The sequence below is a fragment of the Rhizobium sp. 16-488-2b genome (assembly GCF_017741815.1).
Taxonomy (GTDB): Bacteria; Pseudomonadota; Alphaproteobacteria; order Rhizobiales; family Rhizobiaceae; genus Rhizobium.
In genome coordinates, this window is sequence record NZ_JAGHMF010000015.1 from 86,848 (window position 1) to 106,497 (window position 19,650).

A 19,650-nucleotide genomic window follows, 5' to 3' on the forward strand; every position below is an offset into this window, starting at 1 on the left:
CTACGTGTCAGAACCGAAAGACGACCCCGAGGATCGGCCCGTGTTCAACGATGTCGTTTGTCAGGCTGCCGTTGGAGTAGTCGACGCCGAGCGCTCGATAGCCGATGACAGCGGAGATCGACTCCTTCCACTTGTAACCAACGCCAGCCATGACATCCCAGTCGAGGTCTGCCCCGCCCGCTCCGATATAGCCCCACCCGGTCAGATAGATTTCCGGGGTGATGGAATAGACCCCGCGGAAGCCTGCCAGGCCGTCGACCCAAGTAGCTTCATCCGTTCCCGAGATACCGCCCAGCGGTCCTCCGGTGAAAGATATCGTGGTCTCCGTCCACCAGAGCTTGGCACCTACGACGGCGTCGAGCCTGCTCTCCTCGTCGCCGATCAGGGTGTAGCCGACGCCCAGCATCGCGCTGAAGGTCTCCTGTTTGAGGTCGACAGAGTCCGCCAACACGCCGCGCGGCGTAGCGGAGTCGGAAGTGACACGCGCGTATGAAATGTCCGTCAGGACGCTGAAGTCGCCATACCGCAGCTCTGCGGCTCCCATGAAGCCGAAATCGACGTCCTTTAGGATGTCGCCGAAGCTTTCGCTGCTGTGCACCTCTGGAAGTCCGAACACAGCGGTGTCACCCGTGATGCCCGCGATCCAGAGGTAGGGCGAGAACGCGAATGTAACACGGTCCGGATCGCGCTCAGTCGGGCTTGGGGCGATGACGGGAAGAGCGTCTGCGGCAAAGCACCCGGAGGCAGGCAGCAGTGCAGAGGTCATCAGAAGTGCCGCGCCAATCGGTATCCAAAACGATTTTGACATTGAGCCCCCATTCATGCGGTCAAAGTCTATCAGTCTGGAATCAAAGCACTATGGGATCGCGTCCCAAATCCTGTGCTGTCGTCTCAATCAACCTGAAGGTTAGCCAGCCATTCGCAAAACGCCCCGCCCAGACCACCAAGGCTTGACCTTCCAGCGGGAGGGCGTTTTCCCCTCGCATCGCTGGGAGCGTAGCCGAACTCGCGTCGAAATGACTTCGAGAACTCTTCTGGCGAAGAAAAGTGAAATTCGCTCGCGATGGCGTAAATGGGCTTCCGTGATCCGGCGTCGGACAGCGCCCTGTGGCTGGCGAGGAGCCTTTGCGTTCGGATTTCAGAGGCTACGCCATTGCGTTCGAAGAGGCGGTAGAGCTGCGACCGCGACATCCTGAGAACCGTGCAAAGCTCCTCCGCGCAGAGGGTCGGAGAGTTCAGGTTCGACCTGATGTGCCTTCGCGCACGGTCGAGCAGTGTTGCAGAAAGAGGCCCGCCAGCTTCGTGAAGAGCATCGGGTTCCGGCGCGATACAGCACCTCAGCATCGCCTTGGTTGCCTCGGAAATATCCTGAAGGTTTTCAGGCTGGACGAATGCGACCTGTCTTTCCAGAGATATCAGATAATCCCTCAGCAGTGCGGCGAACGCCGGACGAAGCCCGTTTCTTATGGCGGCGTCGAACGCAGCGGCCCTTTCCGGAAAAAGTTTACGCGGCACATAAAGGAACAACATATTCTGCACGGTCGCCTCACCGCGCAGCGGCATCGCTAGGGATCGAACCGAAATGGCACCAGCCGGGGTGGTCAAAACATCGCCACCAGCTTCCATGACGGACATCCCGCCCCTGTTCACGCTGATTACCCAGTGCTCGAGATCAGCGCGCCTGACAGCCGCTGGTCCAATTTCGTATGCCATCGGGTCGAAGGTCTCGTTGGACAGGATGAAATCGCCCAGATGGTACGCAGTCATTTCTGCCGCATAGCCATCGTGGGCATTCGGCTTCAGGTTCTTGAGGTCAAGTATGGGATTGGCGAGTTCCTGCCATGCGTCAAACTGTTCGTGAAGCGCGAAATCACGCGTGTTGAAATTTATGGACCGACTGGGAACCGGGGCTGCACCTTCATCGTTGGGCCGCATGGGCGCTCCACAGGGTTGAGCTTAAATTGTTCCAGCCCGCAGAATACAACTATAGCTGCCACTTGGGAAGCCTCGACACTATTGCGACGAGAGGTGATTGCAGGACGAAGTAACCCTTTTCATCACGTCTCGACTTGTGTTCCGTTTGTGCCAGGTATCGCGAGCATCAGCAGGTGAAGCGCGAGTTTTCCCGGCCTGCCGCGAAGCTTTTGTTGAAGGCGTTCCCGTTGGAATTGGAAAACCGGATTTCGCTGAGGCGCCGGCGGAATGATGACTGCGAACACAGACTGAAACCCATGGTCAGCGACAGGTCCGAACAGACCTTGCCATCGCGTGTATTGTGGCTCCGGATCACAGGTTGGCAGCTTTAGTGCTGTCCGTTACCTTGCCCATCCCAACTAATGGTGAGGTAGCTCGTGTGCAATCTATACCGAATGGAAGACAAGGACTGGGTCTCGAAATGGGCGCAGGATGTTGAAAGCCTGATCAACATCATGCCCAGCTACCAGATGAACCCGGACCAGATGGGGCCAATCGTCCGCAACACCGCTGACGGCCGAACGCAGCTCGTCCACGCACGATGGGGATTGCCATCGCCGTTTTTCGTTCAGAAGGCAGCGGCCGAAAAGCGCGCCGCGAAGCTCGCGGACAAGGGGAAGCCCTTCGATATGGATGAATTAATCCGCATGGAGCCGGACCGGGGCGTCACCAACGTCCGCAAGCTCAATATCCCTCATTGGAAGCGCTGGTTCGGCGTCGAGCACCGTTGCATTGTCCCCGTCACTTCCTTCGCGGAGCCGGATCCTGCCAGCCAGCGGCCGGGCGGAAACGTTCCGAATGCCTGGTTCGGGCGCAGCGAGAACAAGGAGCTGATGTTCTTCGCCGGAATCCACGTGCCGCAATGGAATAGCGTCCGCAAGGTCAAGGATGGGCTGACGACTGACGATCTCTACGCCTTCCTGACGACCGACCCGAACGATGTCGTCAAGCCGATCCACGGGAAGGCGATGCCCGTCCTATTGACGACGAAGGAGCAAACGGATCTCTGGATGAACGGCTCCTGGGAAGAAGCACAGCATCTAGCGCGTCCGGCGCCGAATGACGCGATCATGATCACATCCCGCGAGGCATACGGATCCAGGATCGTCTCGAAGGAAGGGGAACCTGTTCAGGCGAGCCTGCTCTGACGGAGGAGCCGGATTTCTATGGTTTTGTCTAGTACCAGCGAGAGGCTCTACCTACGCCCGCCTATCATCGCGTTCCCCGCCAAGATCGCACTCAGGCTATGTTCGCGAAACCTCCGTCTAGGAACCAGTTGTCGATCGAAAGGGCATCGTACATAGCGTACTGCCAGCTATTTGGTCGACTGGAATTCGTGCTCTTCCTGCAAGTATTCTTGGATGGGAACAGGCCCGCCGCGATCGTACATCTCGACAAAGGTCGACTTCAGCATGGAGAGTTCGTCATCTGCGTTTGAAGCGTAGAGTACACAAAGACCGCAGTGCTAGGCTGCCGTTGCCGATCGGTGCGCAATCTGTCAAAAGGCTGACCTAATTGCAACAAATGAGCGAAGATCCATTCAAATGCCTCGACGCCCCCTCCAGAAGCTACAAGCCTCTCTCGTCGCTCGCCGCTTCTATATCGAGCAAAAGACCAAGTCCCAGATCGCCGACGAATTGGGCATCTCTAGGTTCAAGGTGGCCCGCCTTTTGGACACCGCCCTCGCTGACGGTATTGTGAAGATCGAGATCAACGACCAGGGGGACATCAACACCGAGCTTGCCGAGAAGCTGCGCCAGAAGTTCGGCCTCAAGGCGGCGCTAGTCCTCGACGGGCCGGACCTGCACTCGAGCGAACTGTTCGAACCACTGGGACTGCTTGCGGCTGACTACCTCGAAGAGTCGCTAATCGACGGACAATTGCTCGGTCTCAGCTGGGGACGCACCCTCTCCGCCACCGGGAAAGCCGTCGGCCGATTGCCACGGGTGGATGTCGTTCAGGCCGGAGGCAGCCCGGCAGGCCTCGACCTTTCGCAGAATCCCACCGAACTGGTTCACCGCGTTGCGCGCGCCAGCGGCGGTGCCGCTTATCCCCTCTTCGGCCCTATGTGGGTCGACGATCCCGACCTGATCGCGAGGCTTCGGAACGAGACTTCGATTGCGAGTGCAATGTCCCGCTACGACAAGATCGACGTGCTTGCCGTTGGAATCGGCTCTTGGCGCCCGGCGGAGTCCTGCCTGTGCTCCGGTTTCCCGGAAGATTGGCGCCGCGACGCATTGAAGAAAAACGTGTGCGCCGACGTATGCGCGACCCTCATCGACGAAGCGGGAGAAGCCGTCGCCAGCCCGCTCGACCAGACCGGACTATGCCTCAGCACGGAGCAACTGCGCCGCATTCCGGAACGCATCGGGATCGGCGGTGGCATCGAAAAGGCCGACGCCATCCGGGCGACCCTCAAGGGCAAGTGGGTCACGACACTGATCACTGACGCTGGCGTCGCGAGGAAGCTCATGGCTGGTTAGATGTTAATAACGCTCAAATGAGCGAATATGCACTCACTTGACGAATTTAGTAGAGTGGCATATGACTCCCGCCATCAGGGAGGCTTCCTATGCAGTCAGAACACGAGTGGGTCGGTCGCGCTAAGCAGGTAATCCGTGCGGATGCAGCGGCTATTCTTGGAACGCTTGACGGGGTCGATGAGACCTTCCTCGCGGTTGCCAAGAAATTTATCGAGTGCAAGGGCAAGATCCTGGTCACTGGAAGCGGCACATCTGGCGCAATCGCCAGCCGGGCCGCGCATCTTCTTTCAGTCGGCGGCACCCCCGCCTTCTACCTGCCGCCGGCAGATGGTCTCCATGGCGGCCTCGGCGTCTTGCAGGACGACGACCTTGTCCTCGCTCTTTCGAAGGGTGGCAGCTCGGACGAGCTGAACGACTTCTGCGCCCGCGCCAAGACACTCTGCGCCGGCCTCATATCTATCACCGCAGACCCGAAGTCTCCTCTGGCCCTGATGTCCGACGAGGTCATCCAGCTGACCCTTCCGGCAGACAGCGATCTTGGTGCAGTCGTCGCGACTGGCAGTTCGCTCGCGACCGCTGCCGTCACCGATGCTCTCGTCGAAGTCTGCCGCGTCGCTCGGGGCTACAGCTGGGACAAGCTGCTGTTCACGCATCCGTCCGGCGCCGTCGGACGTGACGCAGAAGACAGCTTGAAGCGCCTTCAGAACGCCGAGGGCTGATCAGATGCAACGCGATCTCGTCGCCGGCGTCGATTCCTCCACCCAGTCGTGCACGGTCGTGCTGAGACGCCTGGAAGACGGAGCTGTCGTCGCGGAGGCCCGCAAACCGCATCCGCCGACTACGCCGCCGCGCAGCGAACAGGCGCCCGAGGCTTGGTGGCAGGCCCTTGTGTCTGCCTTCGGCGAACTGACGACCTATCTCCCGCGTATCGCTGGAATCTCGGTCGGCGGTCAGGGCCACGGTCTCGTGATGCTCGGAGAAGACGGCCTGCCGCTTCGCGATGCCAAGCTCTGGAACGACACCGAGTCCGCCCACGATGCCTCAATTCTCCGCGAAATGCTTCCGCAGAAGGATTGGGCCACTCGCACTGGCTCCGTTCCCGCCGCAGCACTGACCGTCAGCAAGCTCGCTTGGACCGAGCGCACGCATCCCGGCATGGTTGCCAAGGCGCGGCGGATCATGCTGCCCTCAGATTACCTGCTGTACAGGCTGAGCGGCCGGGCGACCACGGAACGTGGCGTGTCCTCGGGAACCGGGTACTTCAATCCGTTCACAAACTCCTGGGATTTCGCGCTCGCCGATCTTGCCGTACCGAACATCGACTGGGAAACCGTGCTTCCGGAAATTATCGGCTCCAGCGAGGGATCTGGCCCGGTGCAACGCATCGACGGCTTGGAAGCGCTTCAAGGCGCTGTCGTGGGTGCGGGTTCCGGAGACAACATGACCGCCGCGCTCGGCATGGGTATACGCGAGGGCGATGTGATCATCTCCTTCGGCACAAGCGGGACACTTTACGGCCGCACGACGGTCGGCATCAAGGACGCCACGGGCTCCATCAACGGATATGCTGATGCTGCTGACGCCTTCCTGCCGATGATCACCACCTTAAACTCAGCGAAGGTCACCGATGCATTTCGGCGGATTCTCCGCGCCACCACCGAAGAATTCGACACCCTTGCTCTTGCCACTGAGCCGGGTGCCAGAGGATTGGTGCTTGTTCCCTATCTCGACGGTGAGCGGACACCCAATCTGCCGGATGCGACCGGCATCCTCGCTGGAATTCGAAGCGACGTCGAGCCGGGCCAGATTGCCCGCGCTGCCGTCGAAGGGGTTATCTGTGGCCTCCTTGAGGGCGGCGACTATCTCGCATCACTTGGCGTCGAACGCGACGGCCGCTTGATCGTGACGGGTGGCGCATCGCGGTCGAAGGCATACCGTCAGATCCTTGCCGATCTCACAGGGAAGCAAGTTTGGACCTGCGACTTGCCGGAAGCCGCCGCCGCGGGCGCTGCTGTACAGGCAGCCGCCGCAGTGACCGGAGGGCATACGAGCGAAATCACAGAAAAGTGGGAGCCTCGATACGAGGTCGTGGCGGAACCGCGCGAGCGAGATGCCGCGCGAATGGAAGAAGTGCGGGGCGCCTATCGCTCCGCCCTGCCGCTTGCAGAGTGGAGGAAGGAATGACAGACATGACACAAATCCAACCGCATGAGGGCAAAGGAATTCGCGTTCCTGCCGAAGCAGGCATCGCCTTCGTCCTTCTCGTCGTTATGATCGCTGGCGCAATCGCGTCTCCGAACTTCCTGACGTTTTCAAACATCTTCGTGCTGCTGCTGAACGGAGCCGTCATCGGGTTCCTTTGCCTGGGGCAGTCCTTCGTGCTGTTCACGGGCGGCATCGACCTCTCGTGCGGCTCGATCGTGGCCATGACCTGCGTCATCGCAGCGGTGTTCATGGAATATGTCGGCCTCCCCTGGCCTGTCGCCGCGGTGCTGGTTCTTGCGGTGGGCGCCCTTGCGGGTGCGGTCAATGGATTGATCATCGATAAGACTGGCGTACCGCCCTTCATCGTTACCTTTGCCATGATGGGCGTCGCGGCTTCGATCCCGCAGATCATCACGGGTGCAGAATCCATCCGAGTCATGGATTTTGGTTACCGCTTCATCGGCCAGTACAAGCTGTTCGGCATCCCTTTCCCGGTCATTGCTCTCGCCATAGCCGTGATTACAGCCGCGCTCTTCATCAAGCGCACGGTGACCGGAACGCACATCTTCGCCGTCGGCGGCAACGTCGAGGCAGCGCGTCTTGCGGGCGTCAACACTTCGCGGATCACGATCCTCGTCTATTCGATCTCCGGCTTGTGCGGCGCTTGCGGCGGCCTCATCTATGGCTCCCGTCTAATGACCGGGTATCCGACTGCAGGTCGCGGTGACGAGTTGTTCTTTTCGATTGCAGGCGCAGTCGTGGGTGGCGTCAGCCTCTTCGGCGGTATCGGCTCCATCTGGGGTGCGATGATCGGCGCCACGTTGATCGCGACCATCTCCAACCTCATGAACGTCCTGAACGTCAACGCGTACTGGCAGCCTCTCGTCATTGGCGTGATCATTCTAGTCGGCGTAACGTTCGACACCATGCGGTCATCCAGTCGGCTTTCCCTGCCTTGGGTCACCATGCTGAAGAAGAAGTTTTCGGTCAGCGCCTGAGCGTGCGAACCAGAGACGGCGCCGGCCGATCCGGCAATCACTTTCATCATCCAAATAGGAGGAGCAACGATGAAGAAACTCGTGAAGAATTCCGTGCTGGCAGCATTTGGCATGTCCCTCGCGCTGTCGGCTGCAGCCGTTCATGCGCAGGACAAGAAGGTTCTGGGCGTTGCCCTTCCGAACCTGACCAACCCCTACTATGTCGCCATGAAAAAGAGCTTCGAGGAGAACGCTGCCAAGCAGGGCTTTGACGTCCGCGTGCTGATCGCCGACAATGACGACGCAAAGCAGCTCTCTCAGGTTCAGACACTTGCTCAACAGGGCGTTGCCGCCGTAGCACTCAACTGCGTATCTTCCGGCCCCTGCGTCGCGTCGGTCTCGGAACTGAACCAAGCAAAGATCCCGGTCTTCACGATCAACCTGCTTCCTGATCCGGCGGGCCTCAAGGCTGAGAACCTCAAGGTCGAACAGGCCGTTCAGACGGACCAGAAGGCTGGCGGCGTTTATATCGGCAAGCAGCTCCTTAAGGATATCGGCGCCGATGGCAAAGCTGTAATCGGCATTGTCGGTGAACCGACTTCGGTTGCAGCGAATGCACGCGATGACGGTTTCAAGGAGGCGCTGGCCTCTAATCCGAACGTGAAGTTTGTCGCGCTGGTCAACGGCAAGGTCGAAGAGACCACTTCGTTGAAGGTCACCACGGAAATGCTCCAGGGCAATCCTGACATCACCGTCGTCTACTCCGACACCGAGCCGTCTGCACTCGGCGCAATCGCCGCTATTCAGCAGCTCGGCCGCGACGACGTGAAGCTCTACGCCTTCGTCGACAAGCTCGGTGTGAAGCATATCGAAGACAACACGACACTGAAGGCTGGCGCTATCCAGGAGCCTGCAAAGCTCGCACAAATCCAGGTCGAGAACATCAAGAAGTTCCTTGATGGCGAGAAGCTTGAGCCTGTCATCGACAGCCCACCGCTGCTCGTGAACAAGGACAATGCGGCAGATACGGTCGACAAGGCCTACTAAGCTCCACCGGGCGCGCGGAACCCGCGCGCCCGGGCATCTGTCCCAATCTGTGAGGTACGTTACATGTCCAGCTACAAGGCGACCGGTGTCACCAAGTCCTTTGCAGGCGTCGGGGTTCTGCACGGTATCGACTTCGAAGTGAAGCCGGGCACAATCCACGGTCTTTTTGGCCACAACGGCGCCGGGAAGTCGACCTTGCTCAAGATCCTTGCGGGCGCGCAACCGCAGGACAATGGCCACCTCATTGTGGACGGCGAAACGGTCGTGCTGCACTCACCCAGAGAGGCGCTCGCCAAGGGCATCGGCTGCGTCTACCAGGAACTGCGCCTGATACCTAACCTCACGGTGTCCGAGAATCTGTTCCTCGGGCGGGAAGTCAAGCTTCACGGACTGAAACAGACATCCGAGATGAATACCTACTCGAAGACCTTGCTTGCAAGTTACGGCTTGCAGGTCGATGTCACCCGGACCGTCAAGGGCCTCTCCCATCCCGAGAAGCAGCTCCTTGAAGTGATCGCGAACCTCGAAGGCAAGGCGCGTTATCTCTTCCTCGACGAGCCGACGACCGCGCTGGACGGCAACCAGTCCGCCGAGTTGCTCGCTCATGTCCGGCGCATCGCGCTCGAGCGAAACATCGGTGTAGTGCTGGTGTCCCACAAGCTCGACGAAGTTCTCACCGTGTGCGACGAAGCCACAGTGCTCTCCGGCGGGCGTGTCGTCTATCACGCGGCAGGCTCGGACGTCAGTAAGCAGGCTATCGTCGACGCCATCGTTGGGGATGCGCATGGCAAGCATGTCGCCAGCCGTCGTGAGGTTCGCGCAGCTGGCGACGTCTTCCTGAAGGTCAAAGGACTTGCCGGAACACGACTGAAGGGCGCCGACGTCGAGGCTCGCCGCGGCGAGGTACTTGGCCTCTACGGTCTTGTCGGATCAGGCCGGACGCGCTTTCTCCGTACTCTGTACGGTATGGAGCCGGTAGCATCGGGTATCGTCGAAATCGCGGGCAAGCGCTACGTCCCCTCGTCTCCCAAAGGAGCAATCGAGAGCGGCATTGCCTTCCTTACGGAAGAGCGGAAGCATGATGGCTTCATCCCTCTGATGTCATCCTTCCAGAATGTCGTACTGTCGACGCTCACCCGCTATCGCAGCAAGGGGCTTGTCGATCTTAACGAAGCCCGCGCGTCGGCTCGGAAGACCCTCGCCTCGATCGGGACTCGCGGCCGGCTCGACGCGCCCACCAAATCCCTTTCCGGCGGCAACCAGCAGAAGGTTTTGCTCGGCCGCATCATCGAACAGAACGCCGACCTGATCCTTCTTGACGAACCCACCAAGGGCGTCGACATCGGTGCCAAGTCGGACATCTACGACATCATCCGGCGCCTTGCCGCCGAGGGTCGATGCATCGTCGTCGTGTCTTCCGAGGAGGAGGAGCTGGTGGAGATCTGCGACCGCATTGCGATCTTCCAGCACGGATACTGCACCACAGAGCCGAAGCCCGTTGAAGAATGGACACTGGGCAAGCTACGCGAAGCAGCGTGGGCGCCCGCAGCATGACAGCTCTCTCCGCATCCGTATATGCAGCCGATCCCTTCCGGCTGGCTGAAGAAATCGAAGCCGTGCTGCCGAATATCGAATCCTTGCATCTCGATGTCATGGACGGCGTCTTCGCGCCGGAATATGGCCTTACGGCAAGGATAATCCGTGATCTTGCCGAATGCGCCTCCAGACCGCTCGACGTCCACCTGATGGTGGAGCGGCCCAAGGACTCTGTCATCCGGTTCTCGGAAATGGGCGTGAGATCGATTGCGATCCACCTGGAATCCGGGGAGGATTTCACCGAGCTCTCCCGTATCGCACGCTCGAACGGCGCGAAGTCTTTCGCGGCGATAAGGCACACAACTGCGGTGTCCGAGCTCGCACGCGTCGCAGAGCATGCTGACGGCTGCTTGTTTTTAACGGCGCCGGCGGGCGGGGGAGCCTTCGACGAGCATGCGTTCACACGTCTGTCCGAGCGGCCTGTGGGTCTCTACACGATCGTCGACGGCAAGATCGTTCCGGATCATTTCGGTCGCCTCGAAAAACTACACGTCGACCTCGCGGTCGTCGGAGCGGCCTTATTCACAGATGGCGAGGCTGAGGAGCGCTCCAAGGCATTCTCGAAGATGCTCGGCAGCCTCGCGGCGTAAGACCAGACGTCTTCCGCGCATACGGGTCGCGCAAGACAATACAATCTTTAACAGCAGTTTCTGTGGCCAGACGAAACAATCGCTAAACTTTCAATCATAAAGCAGGTTATTGTTCCGTTACTGCCCTCTTACCTTGTATTTTGAGGAAGCCATGGAACTGAAGTCTGCCAGGGTACAGAATTTTCGATCCGTAGAAGATTCGGGAGAATTCACCCTCGAACATCTCACTTGTCTGGTTGGGAAGAATGAGGCTGGCAAAACTGCGATATTGCAGGCGCTCGCCGGACTTAATCCGCACCCCGCAACACCATTTCGCTATGAGCTTGAGCGGGACTACCCAAAGCGTTACTTGGCCAGATATGCCGAACGCCACGAGGGGCGTAGCGCCGAGGTGGTATCAACAGTTTGGCAGCTCGCCCCCAATGAGGTCGACAAGCTTCGGGCGGAGTTTGGACCAGATGCGATTAGTGGCGATACCATCACCGTAGCACGGACATATGACAGCGACGGCGCGTGCTGGTCACTGCCAATTTTCGAAGAGAAGGCACTCCAGCACCTTATTTCGCTTTCCGGCTTTTCTGCTGCAGAGCGCAGTCAAGTCGGGAACCCGCGGACATCGAGAGAGTTGGTTTCAAAGCTCAAGGAGCTCACTCGGAACGTAAAGCATCAAGCGCTACTGAACAAAGTCTCGGCTTTTCCTTTGCAAAGCTGCCTGTCCCGGGCTCGCCAGATACTCGAACCAAACTTCCCCCAATTCATGTACTTTTCGAATTACGATCGAATGAATGCGGTGGTTCATCTTCCGAGCCTCAAGCAGCACGCCGACGACGGCTCTCTGTTCGAACGCGAAGATCTACGCGGTGACCGCCTATTTTGGGAGTTCCTCGAATACTCGAGCGTGACGCTCTCCGACATTCTGTCGACGACAACATTCGAGAGCTTCAATGCTAAGCTTCAGGCGGCTTCGAACATCCTGACGGAAGAGATTCTTGAATATTGGACCCAGAACCAAGATATTGAGATCCGCGTCAGCGTGAACGAGGGATTGTCCGACGACCCGGCCCCATTCAACTCCGGAGCCGTAGGGCGTGCGCGAATCTACAATATGCTTCACCGCGCGGACACGTCCTTCTCTGAACGAAGCGCCGGGTTCACCTGGTTCTTCTCGTTCTTGATAAAGTTCGACCGTGTAAAAAAGGACGCAACTGGCAGAGTGTTTCTCCTGCTTGATGAGCCCGGACTCACACTCCATGGCCTGGCACAGGCTGACCTTCTTCGCTACTTCACCGAGAAGCTCGCGCCCCACCACCAGATCGTCTATTCAACGCATTCGCCGTTCATGGTGCCACACGACAACATCATGGCTTCTCGCATCGTCGAGGATCTTGTCAACGTGGATGGCCGCGGGCGAAGAACACCTACTGGAACGACCGTCAGAGAGGATGTTCTGAAGGCAGACAAAGATTCGATCTTTCCGCTCCAAGGTGCATTAGGATACTCGCTCACGCAGTCCCTGTTCGTTGGAAAACACACGATTCTCGTCGAGGGCCCAGGTGACATTCTGTATCTGCAGGCTTTGTCGGCCGAACTAACGAAGCGCGATCGAACTGGACTGGATACGAAATGGGTCATGTGTCCTGCCGGCGGCATCGACAAGATTCAGTCTTTCGTTTCACTGTTTGCGGGAAACAGCTTGGATGTGATCGCCCTGTCCGACTACACGAAGAAGGATAGGAACAAGCTGGAAGCCCTTCGCAAGTCAGAGATAATCAAGCAAGGCGGCGTGCTGTCGATTGCGGATTTCGTCGACCAAGAAGAAGCCGACATCGAGGATTTGTTCGATCCTGAACTCCTCTGCAGAATTATCAACGGTGCATACGGCCTAGTAGGCGCTCACGCGCTCGATGTGACGAAGCTTTCTGAGGCGGACACGGGCACCGAACGCCTCGTCAAGAAGGCGGAAGCATATTTCAATATTCTCCCAGACGAGATTCCAGTCTTCAACCACTTCACCCCAGCGCAATGGCTTCTGCAGAACTCAGAAAGTCTTGCTGGTTCGGATGAGGCGACCAATCGTACCCTAGACAGAGCCGAGAACTTGATAAAGACGCTCAACAGCCTTGTAGGGCCTGTTTCAAGGAGCTGACGACGCGGGGATCGGTTACGAACCCATGGCAGCTGAAGCCTCAACGCCACTGGAGAATAGCCTCTGATGCATCAGGCAAGCAGCCCCATATGCAGCACCCTCGCCGCCACGCGCTGAGACTTCGATATGCGGCTTCGGCACGCCTTGGACCAGCGCGGAGGCAAGGTATTCGTCCACCTGTGCGGCAACATAGGAATAGATCGGAGCGACCGATCCCCCCAGCACAATGAGCGCAGGATCAAAGAACTTGACCACTTGGGCGAGACCATAGCTGAGCGCATCCGCCCAGACGGCCGCAGTCTTCAAGGCAATATGGTCGCGGGCAGCCAGGGCGCGAAGGAGATGATCGAGATCCCTCTTCCCTCCGAATTCCATATAGAGATCAAGGACAGCGTCCTTGCCGATCAGGGTTTCGAGCTCTCCTGAAGAGCCACGCCTCACCTGACGCTGCGGCACGGACACCGAGAGGTGCCCGAATTCGCCGGCGAAGCCGTGGGCGCCACGAAACAGGTGCCCGCCAATAACTATTGCACCACCGACACCGTTCTCGATGTTGAGGTAGAGTGTGGGCGGCTGCGTTGCATTTCCGGCGATGTAGCTCTCGCCAATCGCGAAAGCATTCGCGTCATTTTCCGTGGCGACCTCTACCGGGAACGGCAAGCAATCCTGGAGCATCCGAGTAATAGGAACGTCTCGCCACCCGAGCATCGGAGCATTGCGAACAACGCCGGTGGTGTCCATCAGAGCGGGAAGCGTCAGACAGGCGCCACGAAGGCGCGCGACGTATTTCGCCGGGACAGTCTCCGAGGCGAGCGCTGCGGCTCTGGCGACGACGTCCTTGGGATCGGCGGTGACGCACTCAAAGGCCACGGTTCTGTGACCGACGATGTTTGCGGACAGATCGATGAGGACGGCTGTGAGCCGATCGATCCCTATTTCAAGACCAAGAAAGAAGGCGCCGTCGTCAGACAGCTTGACCATGATGCCGGGACGGCCCGTTCGTCCCTCGTCGGCTGGACGTATGGCGTCGCCCCCCTCGTCGACAAGAGATTGGGCAATGAGCGAGCCAACGATATTGCCGATGGAAGACCTGTTCAATCCGAGGCGGCGAGCGAGGTCCGCCCGGCTCATGCCGCCCTCATAGAAAAGAACGTTCAAAGCCTCGATCTCATTTCGCAATCGGATTGTCTGTGGCTTGTTCATCGGACCTTCCAAGTCGGAGGACGCTCGATTGAGCGCCCTCCTCTTCATTTTAGTTGCCAGCCATGACCTTGTCGACGTTCTCCGAAGTCACTGCGAGCCATGGAACATAGTAATGCTGCTCCTTGCCACCGTTCCACGCCAGCTTGCCGCCGTTCGTGTCCCAGACCTTTGCGCGCGGCTTGTAGCTGTCGCCGAGAAGCTTGTTGAGAGCGAGGTCGATTGCGCCCTGCGCCTGGCCGTTCGCATCCTGCAGGATCGACATGCTCTGCTCGCCACGCTTCACAGCTTCGAGAGCGTCCTTGATGCCGTCGACACCGGCGACCGGGATCTTCTTCGGGTCGAGGCCGTGGTTGCGAATACCTTCGATGGCGCCAACGGCCATTTCGTCATTCTCAGCAAGCACGCCCTGCACGTCGTCGCCGTGGGATGTCAGGAAGTTTTCCATCAGCGTGATGGCTTCCGCGCGAGACCAGTTGGCGGTGTTCTGCTCCAGCACCGTCACCCCGGAATTTTCCTTCAGCACCTTGTTGATGCCTTCGAGACGCTGGACCTGTGCGGACTGGCCGAGCATGCCTTCGAGAACGACGACCTTCGCGTCCTTGCCGACCTTGTCGATCACAGCGTGGGCAAGCATCTCGCCCGCTTCGACGTCGTTGGAGTTGATGTAGGCGTCATAGAGGTCGGTTTTGGACACGACGGTGTTTGAACCGAAGACCGGAATGCCAGCGGCCTTGGCGCGCTCGATCGGATCGTTGCCAGCATCGATGTCGACCGGGATGAAGATGATCGCATCATACTTCTCGGTGATAGCGGTGTCGAAGAGGTTCGACTGCGTCAGCACGTCCTGGCGACCATCAAGAACCGTAAGTGTCGCGGTGCCGTCTGCAAGGGCCGGATGAGCCTTGGCAGCGTCAGCCCACAGAACGTTGTATTCCGTGTTCAGGCTCTGCACGATGGCGGCGATCTTCAGGGTCTTTGCGTATGCCGGAGCGCTGGTGAGAGCAGTACCCATAAGGCAAAGGACGGTCGTCGCGCCCAAGAGGGCACGTCTGGTCATGTTCATTTTGGACTTCCTCCACTATTGGCGCGGCACCCCGCCGCGCCTTCAAAGTAAGTTGCTATTCGCCCCGGGACCGGGAGCGGTCGATCAGCACCGCGAGGACGATGATCGAACCCTTGATGATCTGCTGGTAGTATGAGGACACACCCATCAGATCGAGACCGTTGCTGATCATGCCGATGATCAGGACACCCACGAGCGTGTAGCCAATGCGGCCGACGCCCCCAGTGAGACTTGTTCCGCCAATGACCACCGCAGCGATGGCGTCCAGCTCGTATCCGATACCTGCCTGAGGTAGTGCGGAAGTGGTGCGGGCCGTGAGCATGACGCCCGCAAGCCCGGCCAGAGCGCCCATGATGATGTAGACGGAGAAAATGATGCCGGACGTGTTGATGCCGCTCGTCTTGGCGCTGCGGGGGTTGCCGCCAACGGCATAGACCCGGCGCCCGTAAATCGAGTAGCGCAGCATTACTGCCGCGATGGCGAAGACAATCGCGAAGATGATGACTGGGACCGGAATGCCGAGGACGAGACCCTGACCCAGCCAGCGGAACTCGGGGCTTAGGTTCGGGATCGGACGGCCGCCACTATAGAGCAGCGTCGCTCCGCGGGCCACGCTGAGCATGCCGAGGGTCGTGACGAAGGCGGGAACCCTGAAGTGAGCAATCACCGTGCCGTTGATGAGCCCGCAGATGGCACCGACGCCGAGGCCGGCGACAACCCCGAAGAAAGGATTCATCGCATCGGGTCCTGTCACCAGGCTGGCAGCGACGGCGCCCGCGAGGGCTAGGATCGAACCAATGGAAAGGTCAATGCCTGCCGAAAGAATAACGAAGGTCATGCCGACGGCAAGCACTCCGTTGATCGACACCTGCCGCAACACGTTCAGCAGATTGTTCGCCGACAGGAAGTTCGGCGAGGCCATCGACAGGATGATGAAAAGCAGGACAAACGAGATGACGATGCCGTAGCGGGCGATCATCGAGCCGACGTTCATGTCGCGCTTGGCGAGGGTTGCGGTACTCATGGTTTTCTCCTCCATTACCCGACGCCTGCGTTAGGACGACAGATGGACTAGGGTTTCCTGGCTGGCCTCCGGTCCGGATACCTCGCCAGCGATACGACCGCGCTGAAACACGACGATGCGGTCAGCGTTGCCAAGGATTTCGGGAATTTCGGACGAGATCATCAGGACGGCGTTGCCCGCCTTCACGAAGTTCTCGAGAAATGCGTAGATCTCGCGCTTCGCGCCTTCATCGACGCCGCGGGTTGGCTCGTCGCAGATCAACACTCTGGGATTCGTGTCGATGCAGCGGGCCAGAACGACCTTCTGCTGGTTGCCACCGCTCAAGGATTGAACGGGAAGATCCGGCGACGCGGTCTTGATCGAAAACCGCTTCACGTGTTCCCGGACGCTCTTCGCCTCCTCGGCGCCGTCCATGAACCCGCGCTTCGCATAATGCGGGAGATTGGCGACAGTTATGTTGTGGGCGACCGATGCCGTCAGGGAAAGGCCAGTCTGCTTGCGGTCCTCGGTGACCAGCGAGATCCCGGCCGCGATGGAGTCGGCCGGCGTCTTCAGATTGGCAGGTTTCCCATCAATGAAGACTTCGCCGGTATCGCGCGGCTCCGTCCCGTAGAGCGCGTTGACGAATTCGCTGCGGCCGGAACCGAGAAGACCGTAGAGGCCGACAATCTCGCCTTCGTGCAGTGTGACGTTGATGTCACTGAACTTGCTGCCGGACGAGAAGCCCCTCGCCTCGAGAAGGGGCTTTGCGTTCTCGAAGGACTTCTGTTCGCGCCTGTGATCGAGAAGGTCGCGCCCGACGATGGAGCGAATAAGTCCTTTGCGGTCGATGTCGGCGATGGCGCCACCACCGACGAACCGCCCATCACGGAAAACCGTATAGTCGTTCGCGATCTCGAAAATCTCGGTCAGCCTGTGCGACACGTAGACGATGCCAACTCCGTCAGCAGTGAGACGCCGGATCGCGTCGAACAGCATTTGGGTCTCGCGCTCGCCGATGGCGGAAGTCGGCTCGTCCATGATCAGGATCTCGCTGCGTCGGCTGATCGCCTTCGTGATTTCCACGAGCTGTGACTGAGCGACGGAAAGGTCCCGGAGCCTCGCACGGGCAGGTATGTCAAATCTCAGGCGCGCCAGGATCTCCTCGGCGTCGGCAATCATGCGGCGGTCATCAACGAAGAAGCGTCCGCGGCGCTGTTCGCGACCAAGATAAAGGTTTTCTGCAACGGTCATGTCGAGGAACGGGCTCAGTTCCTGTGTGATGATGGCGATGCCGTTGTCGAGCGCGTCGGATGGCTTCGCGAAGTCGACCTGCATCCCCTTGATCGCGACCGTTCCCGCATCGCGACGGAGAAGGCCCATCAGGATGCCGAGAAACGTGGACTTTCCGGCCCCGTTGCCCCCACAGAGAGCATTGACGGTTCCAGCCCGAAGAGTGATTTGCCCGTCGATCAAGGCGGCAACCTTGTTGAAACTCTTGGCGACGCCGGTCGCCTGTAGAAGGTTCTGTGTGGCGGCGGGTGAAACCCGTGTGGCCTCTGTCGTCTGCATGAATTCCTCCCGCAGTATCGCGCTCGCCGAACCCTGCGCTGCCGCAGGCTCCGTCGTGAGTTTCGCTTAATTGGCAAATTGCGGAGGACGTCCTCTAGTCGCTCCGGCAAGGTCGTGGACATCGCATCACGACGTCCCGCTCCCCATTTTCAATTTGTATGTTGTCACAACAAACAAACAAGTCAATATAATTTACATCGTCTTCCGGACTTTTCGACAGCCTGGCGAGGCGCTCAACAACGCCTCGCCAGCGACCGTGTCACCAGCAGGTGAACCCAGCGTCGACATTGACGATTGCGCCCGTCATGAGGCTCGCAGCACCGGAGGCAAGGAACAGGACCGCGCTCGCCACCTCTTCCGGAGTCCCCATGCGACCCATTGGAGTATCGGCGAGCCAGATCGGAATCCGCTCCTTGTTCGCCTCGACCGATGCAACCATTGGCGTCTCGATGTAGGTCGGCGCCACCGCGTTGACCCTCACGCCATGATGCGCCCACTCCGCCGCGAGCGACTTCGTGAGATGGTGGACTGCCGCCTTCGACACATTGTAGGCCGTCTGCGGCTGCGGGCGGTTGCAGATGTTGCCGGACATCGAACCGAGATTCACGATCGAGCCGCGCTTCGACGAGACCATATGGCGCCCGAATGCTCGCGAGCACCAGAAGACGCCATTCACGTTGACGTTCATCATGCGGAGCCAGTCAGCGTCCGTCACATCCTCGGCGGCAATGCCATTCTGTCCGATCCCGGCATTGTTGACCAGGATCGTTGCCGGGCGGCCCGAGCCAGCAAACTCGGCTGCAATCTCTTCCATTCGAGCGGAGTCGGTCACGTCGCCAACACGGACCTCGATCTCGTATCCCTTGCTGCGAAGAGCAATAGCCTCATCGGCATCCTTCTCGCTTCGCTCGATCACTACGATGGCAGCCCCTGCCTCGGCGAGGGCTTCCGCGCAGCAGAGACCGATGGCTCGCCCTCCCCCTGTAACGACCGCGCGCTCTCCGTCCAGGCGAAATTTCTTCTGATAGGACATGTCAGGCTCCTTAGATGTCGAATGCGCTCGGAAGCACGACCACATCGCGGATGGTCACGTTCCGCGGGCGCGTCAGCATAAAGATGATGGCATCAGCGACTTCCTTCGGCTCGATCAGCGCTCCGGCTTCCTTGGCCTTCCTGAGGTTCTCCTCCGGCCAATCCGCGAGTAGCGCACTGATGACAGGCCCCGGGGACACGGAGCCGACGCGGATGCCACTTTTCAGGAGCTGGCGACGCATCGTCTGTACGAATGCATGCATCGCCCACTTCGACGGTGAGTAGACTGGTTCCCACGGCACCGCCGAGTGCCCTGCAACCGAACTGGTAACGACAATATCGCCGGTGCCGCGCTCGATCATGTGCGGAGCGACGGTGCGAACATTCTTGATGACGACGTTGACATTGAGATTGAGCATGCGGTCGATAGCATCGAGATCCGCGTCGACCAGATCGCCACCGATATAGGTGCCTGCGTTAGCGTGCAGGATATCGAGGTGATCGACCTTTGACAGAATTCCGTCGAGCAGCGTGGCGCACTTTTCCGGGTTCAACAGGTCGATAGTCAGAGGAACTGCTCGGTCTCCAAGCCGGGAGCAGACCTCCTTGAGCGCTCGTTCATCCCGGTCGACGAGCACGACCGTCGCGCCTGCGGCGATCATGGCTTCCGTCGAGGCAAGTCCTATCCCTGACGCGGCACCCGTCACCGCGGCGATCTTACCGTTCAAATCGTTCATCTTCTCCTCCTCTGTTGCTCCC

17 protein-coding genes are annotated in these 19,650 nt (G+C 59.3%); 9 read left to right on the plus strand and 8 right to left on the minus strand.

Annotation, left to right across the window (positions count from 1 at the left end; all coding sequences use genetic code 11):
* Positions 1-7: 7 nt before the first annotated feature.
* Together J5286_RS15010 and J5286_RS15015 are read right to left on the minus strand one after the other, a co-directional pair.
* Positions 8-766 (minus strand): hypothetical protein, encoded by a 759-nt coding sequence (locus J5286_RS15010; RefSeq protein ID WP_209191111.1) that lies wholly within the window; start codon positions 764-766, stop codon positions 8-10.
* A gap of 125 nt (positions 767-891) precedes the next feature.
* Positions 892-1,935 (minus strand): helix-turn-helix domain-containing protein, encoded by a 1,044-nt coding sequence (locus tag J5286_RS15015; protein ID WP_209191112.1) that lies wholly within the window; start codon positions 1,933-1,935, stop codon positions 892-894.
* A 416-nt stretch (positions 1,936-2,351) separates the two neighbouring features.
* On the opposite strand from J5286_RS15015, the gene J5286_RS15020 reads away from it, so the two are divergent.
* The 9 genes from J5286_RS15020 (at position 2,352) to J5286_RS15060 (ending at position 13,018) form a co-directional block, all read left to right on the plus strand.
* Entirely contained in the window at positions 2,352-3,122 is a 771-nt protein-coding gene (locus J5286_RS15020; RefSeq protein WP_209191113.1) for an SOS response-associated peptidase, read from the plus strand.
* A 396-nt stretch (positions 3,123-3,518) separates the two neighbouring features.
* Positions 3,519-4,457 (plus strand): sugar-binding transcriptional regulator, encoded by a 939-nt coding sequence (locus J5286_RS15025; RefSeq protein WP_245206093.1) that lies wholly within the window; start codon positions 3,519-3,521, stop codon positions 4,455-4,457.
* Positions 4,458-4,546: 89 nt separating this feature from the next.
* Positions 4,547-5,176, plus strand: coding sequence for an SIS domain-containing protein (locus tag J5286_RS15030; RefSeq protein WP_209191114.1), 630 nt, complete (start codon positions 4,547-4,549; stop codon positions 5,174-5,176).
* A gap of 4 nt (positions 5,177-5,180) precedes the next feature.
* Positions 5,181-6,641, plus strand: a complete 1,461-nt coding sequence (gene xylB, locus J5286_RS15035) for a xylulokinase (protein ID WP_209191115.1) — start codon at positions 5,181-5,183, stop codon at positions 6,639-6,641.
* A gap of 5 nt (positions 6,642-6,646) precedes the next feature.
* The gene (locus tag J5286_RS15040; RefSeq protein ID WP_247749722.1) at positions 6,647-7,660 is read left to right on the plus strand and encodes an ABC transporter permease; all 1,014 of its coding nucleotides are present in this window, start codon (positions 6,647-6,649) and stop codon (positions 7,658-7,660) included.
* Positions 7,661-7,729: 69 nt separating this feature from the next.
* On the plus strand, positions 7,730-8,686 hold the full coding sequence (locus tag J5286_RS15045) for a substrate-binding domain-containing protein (protein ID WP_209191117.1): 957 nt from the start codon (positions 7,730-7,732) through the stop codon (positions 8,684-8,686).
* Between the two features lie 63 nt (positions 8,687-8,749).
* Positions 8,750-10,240, plus strand: coding sequence for a sugar ABC transporter ATP-binding protein (locus J5286_RS15050; RefSeq protein ID WP_209191118.1), 1,491 nt, complete (start codon positions 8,750-8,752; stop codon positions 10,238-10,240).
* On the plus strand, positions 10,222-10,872 hold the full coding sequence (locus J5286_RS15055) for a beta/alpha barrel domain-containing protein (protein WP_209191119.1): 651 nt from the start codon (positions 10,222-10,224) through the stop codon (positions 10,870-10,872). Before J5286_RS15050 ends, J5286_RS15055 begins: the two co-directional genes overlap by 19 nt.
* Positions 10,873-11,023: 151 nt before the next feature.
* Positions 11,024-13,018, plus strand: coding sequence for an AAA family ATPase (locus J5286_RS15060; protein ID WP_209191120.1), 1,995 nt, complete (start codon positions 11,024-11,026; stop codon positions 13,016-13,018).
* A 15-nt stretch (positions 13,019-13,033) separates the two neighbouring features.
* Here J5286_RS15060 and J5286_RS15065 read toward each other — a convergent pair whose 3' ends face one another.
* From J5286_RS15065 to J5286_RS15090, 6 genes are all read right to left on the minus strand, one after another.
* Positions 13,034-14,221, minus strand: coding sequence for an ROK family transcriptional regulator (locus J5286_RS15065; protein ID WP_245206095.1), 1,188 nt, complete (start codon positions 14,219-14,221; stop codon positions 13,034-13,036).
* 49 nt (positions 14,222-14,270) lie between these two features.
* The gene (locus J5286_RS15070; protein ID WP_209191122.1) at positions 14,271-15,284 is read right to left on the minus strand and encodes a substrate-binding domain-containing protein; all 1,014 of its coding nucleotides are present in this window, start codon (positions 15,282-15,284) and stop codon (positions 14,271-14,273) included.
* 55 nt (positions 15,285-15,339) lie between these two features.
* Positions 15,340-16,308, minus strand: a complete 969-nt coding sequence (locus tag J5286_RS15075) for an ABC transporter permease (protein ID WP_209191123.1) — start codon at positions 16,306-16,308, stop codon at positions 15,340-15,342.
* A 30-nt stretch (positions 16,309-16,338) separates the two neighbouring features.
* The gene (locus J5286_RS15080) at positions 16,339-17,859 is read right to left on the minus strand and encodes a sugar ABC transporter ATP-binding protein (RefSeq protein WP_209191124.1); all 1,521 of its coding nucleotides are present in this window, start codon (positions 17,857-17,859) and stop codon (positions 16,339-16,341) included.
* 259 nt (positions 17,860-18,118) lie between these two features.
* Entirely contained in the window at positions 18,119-18,892 is a 774-nt protein-coding gene (locus tag J5286_RS15085) for an SDR family NAD(P)-dependent oxidoreductase (RefSeq protein ID WP_209191125.1), read from the minus strand.
* Positions 18,893-18,902: 10 nt separating this feature from the next.
* Entirely contained in the window at positions 18,903-19,628 is a 726-nt protein-coding gene (locus J5286_RS15090; RefSeq protein WP_209191126.1) for an SDR family oxidoreductase, read from the minus strand.
* Positions 19,629-19,650 lie beyond the last annotated feature (22 nt).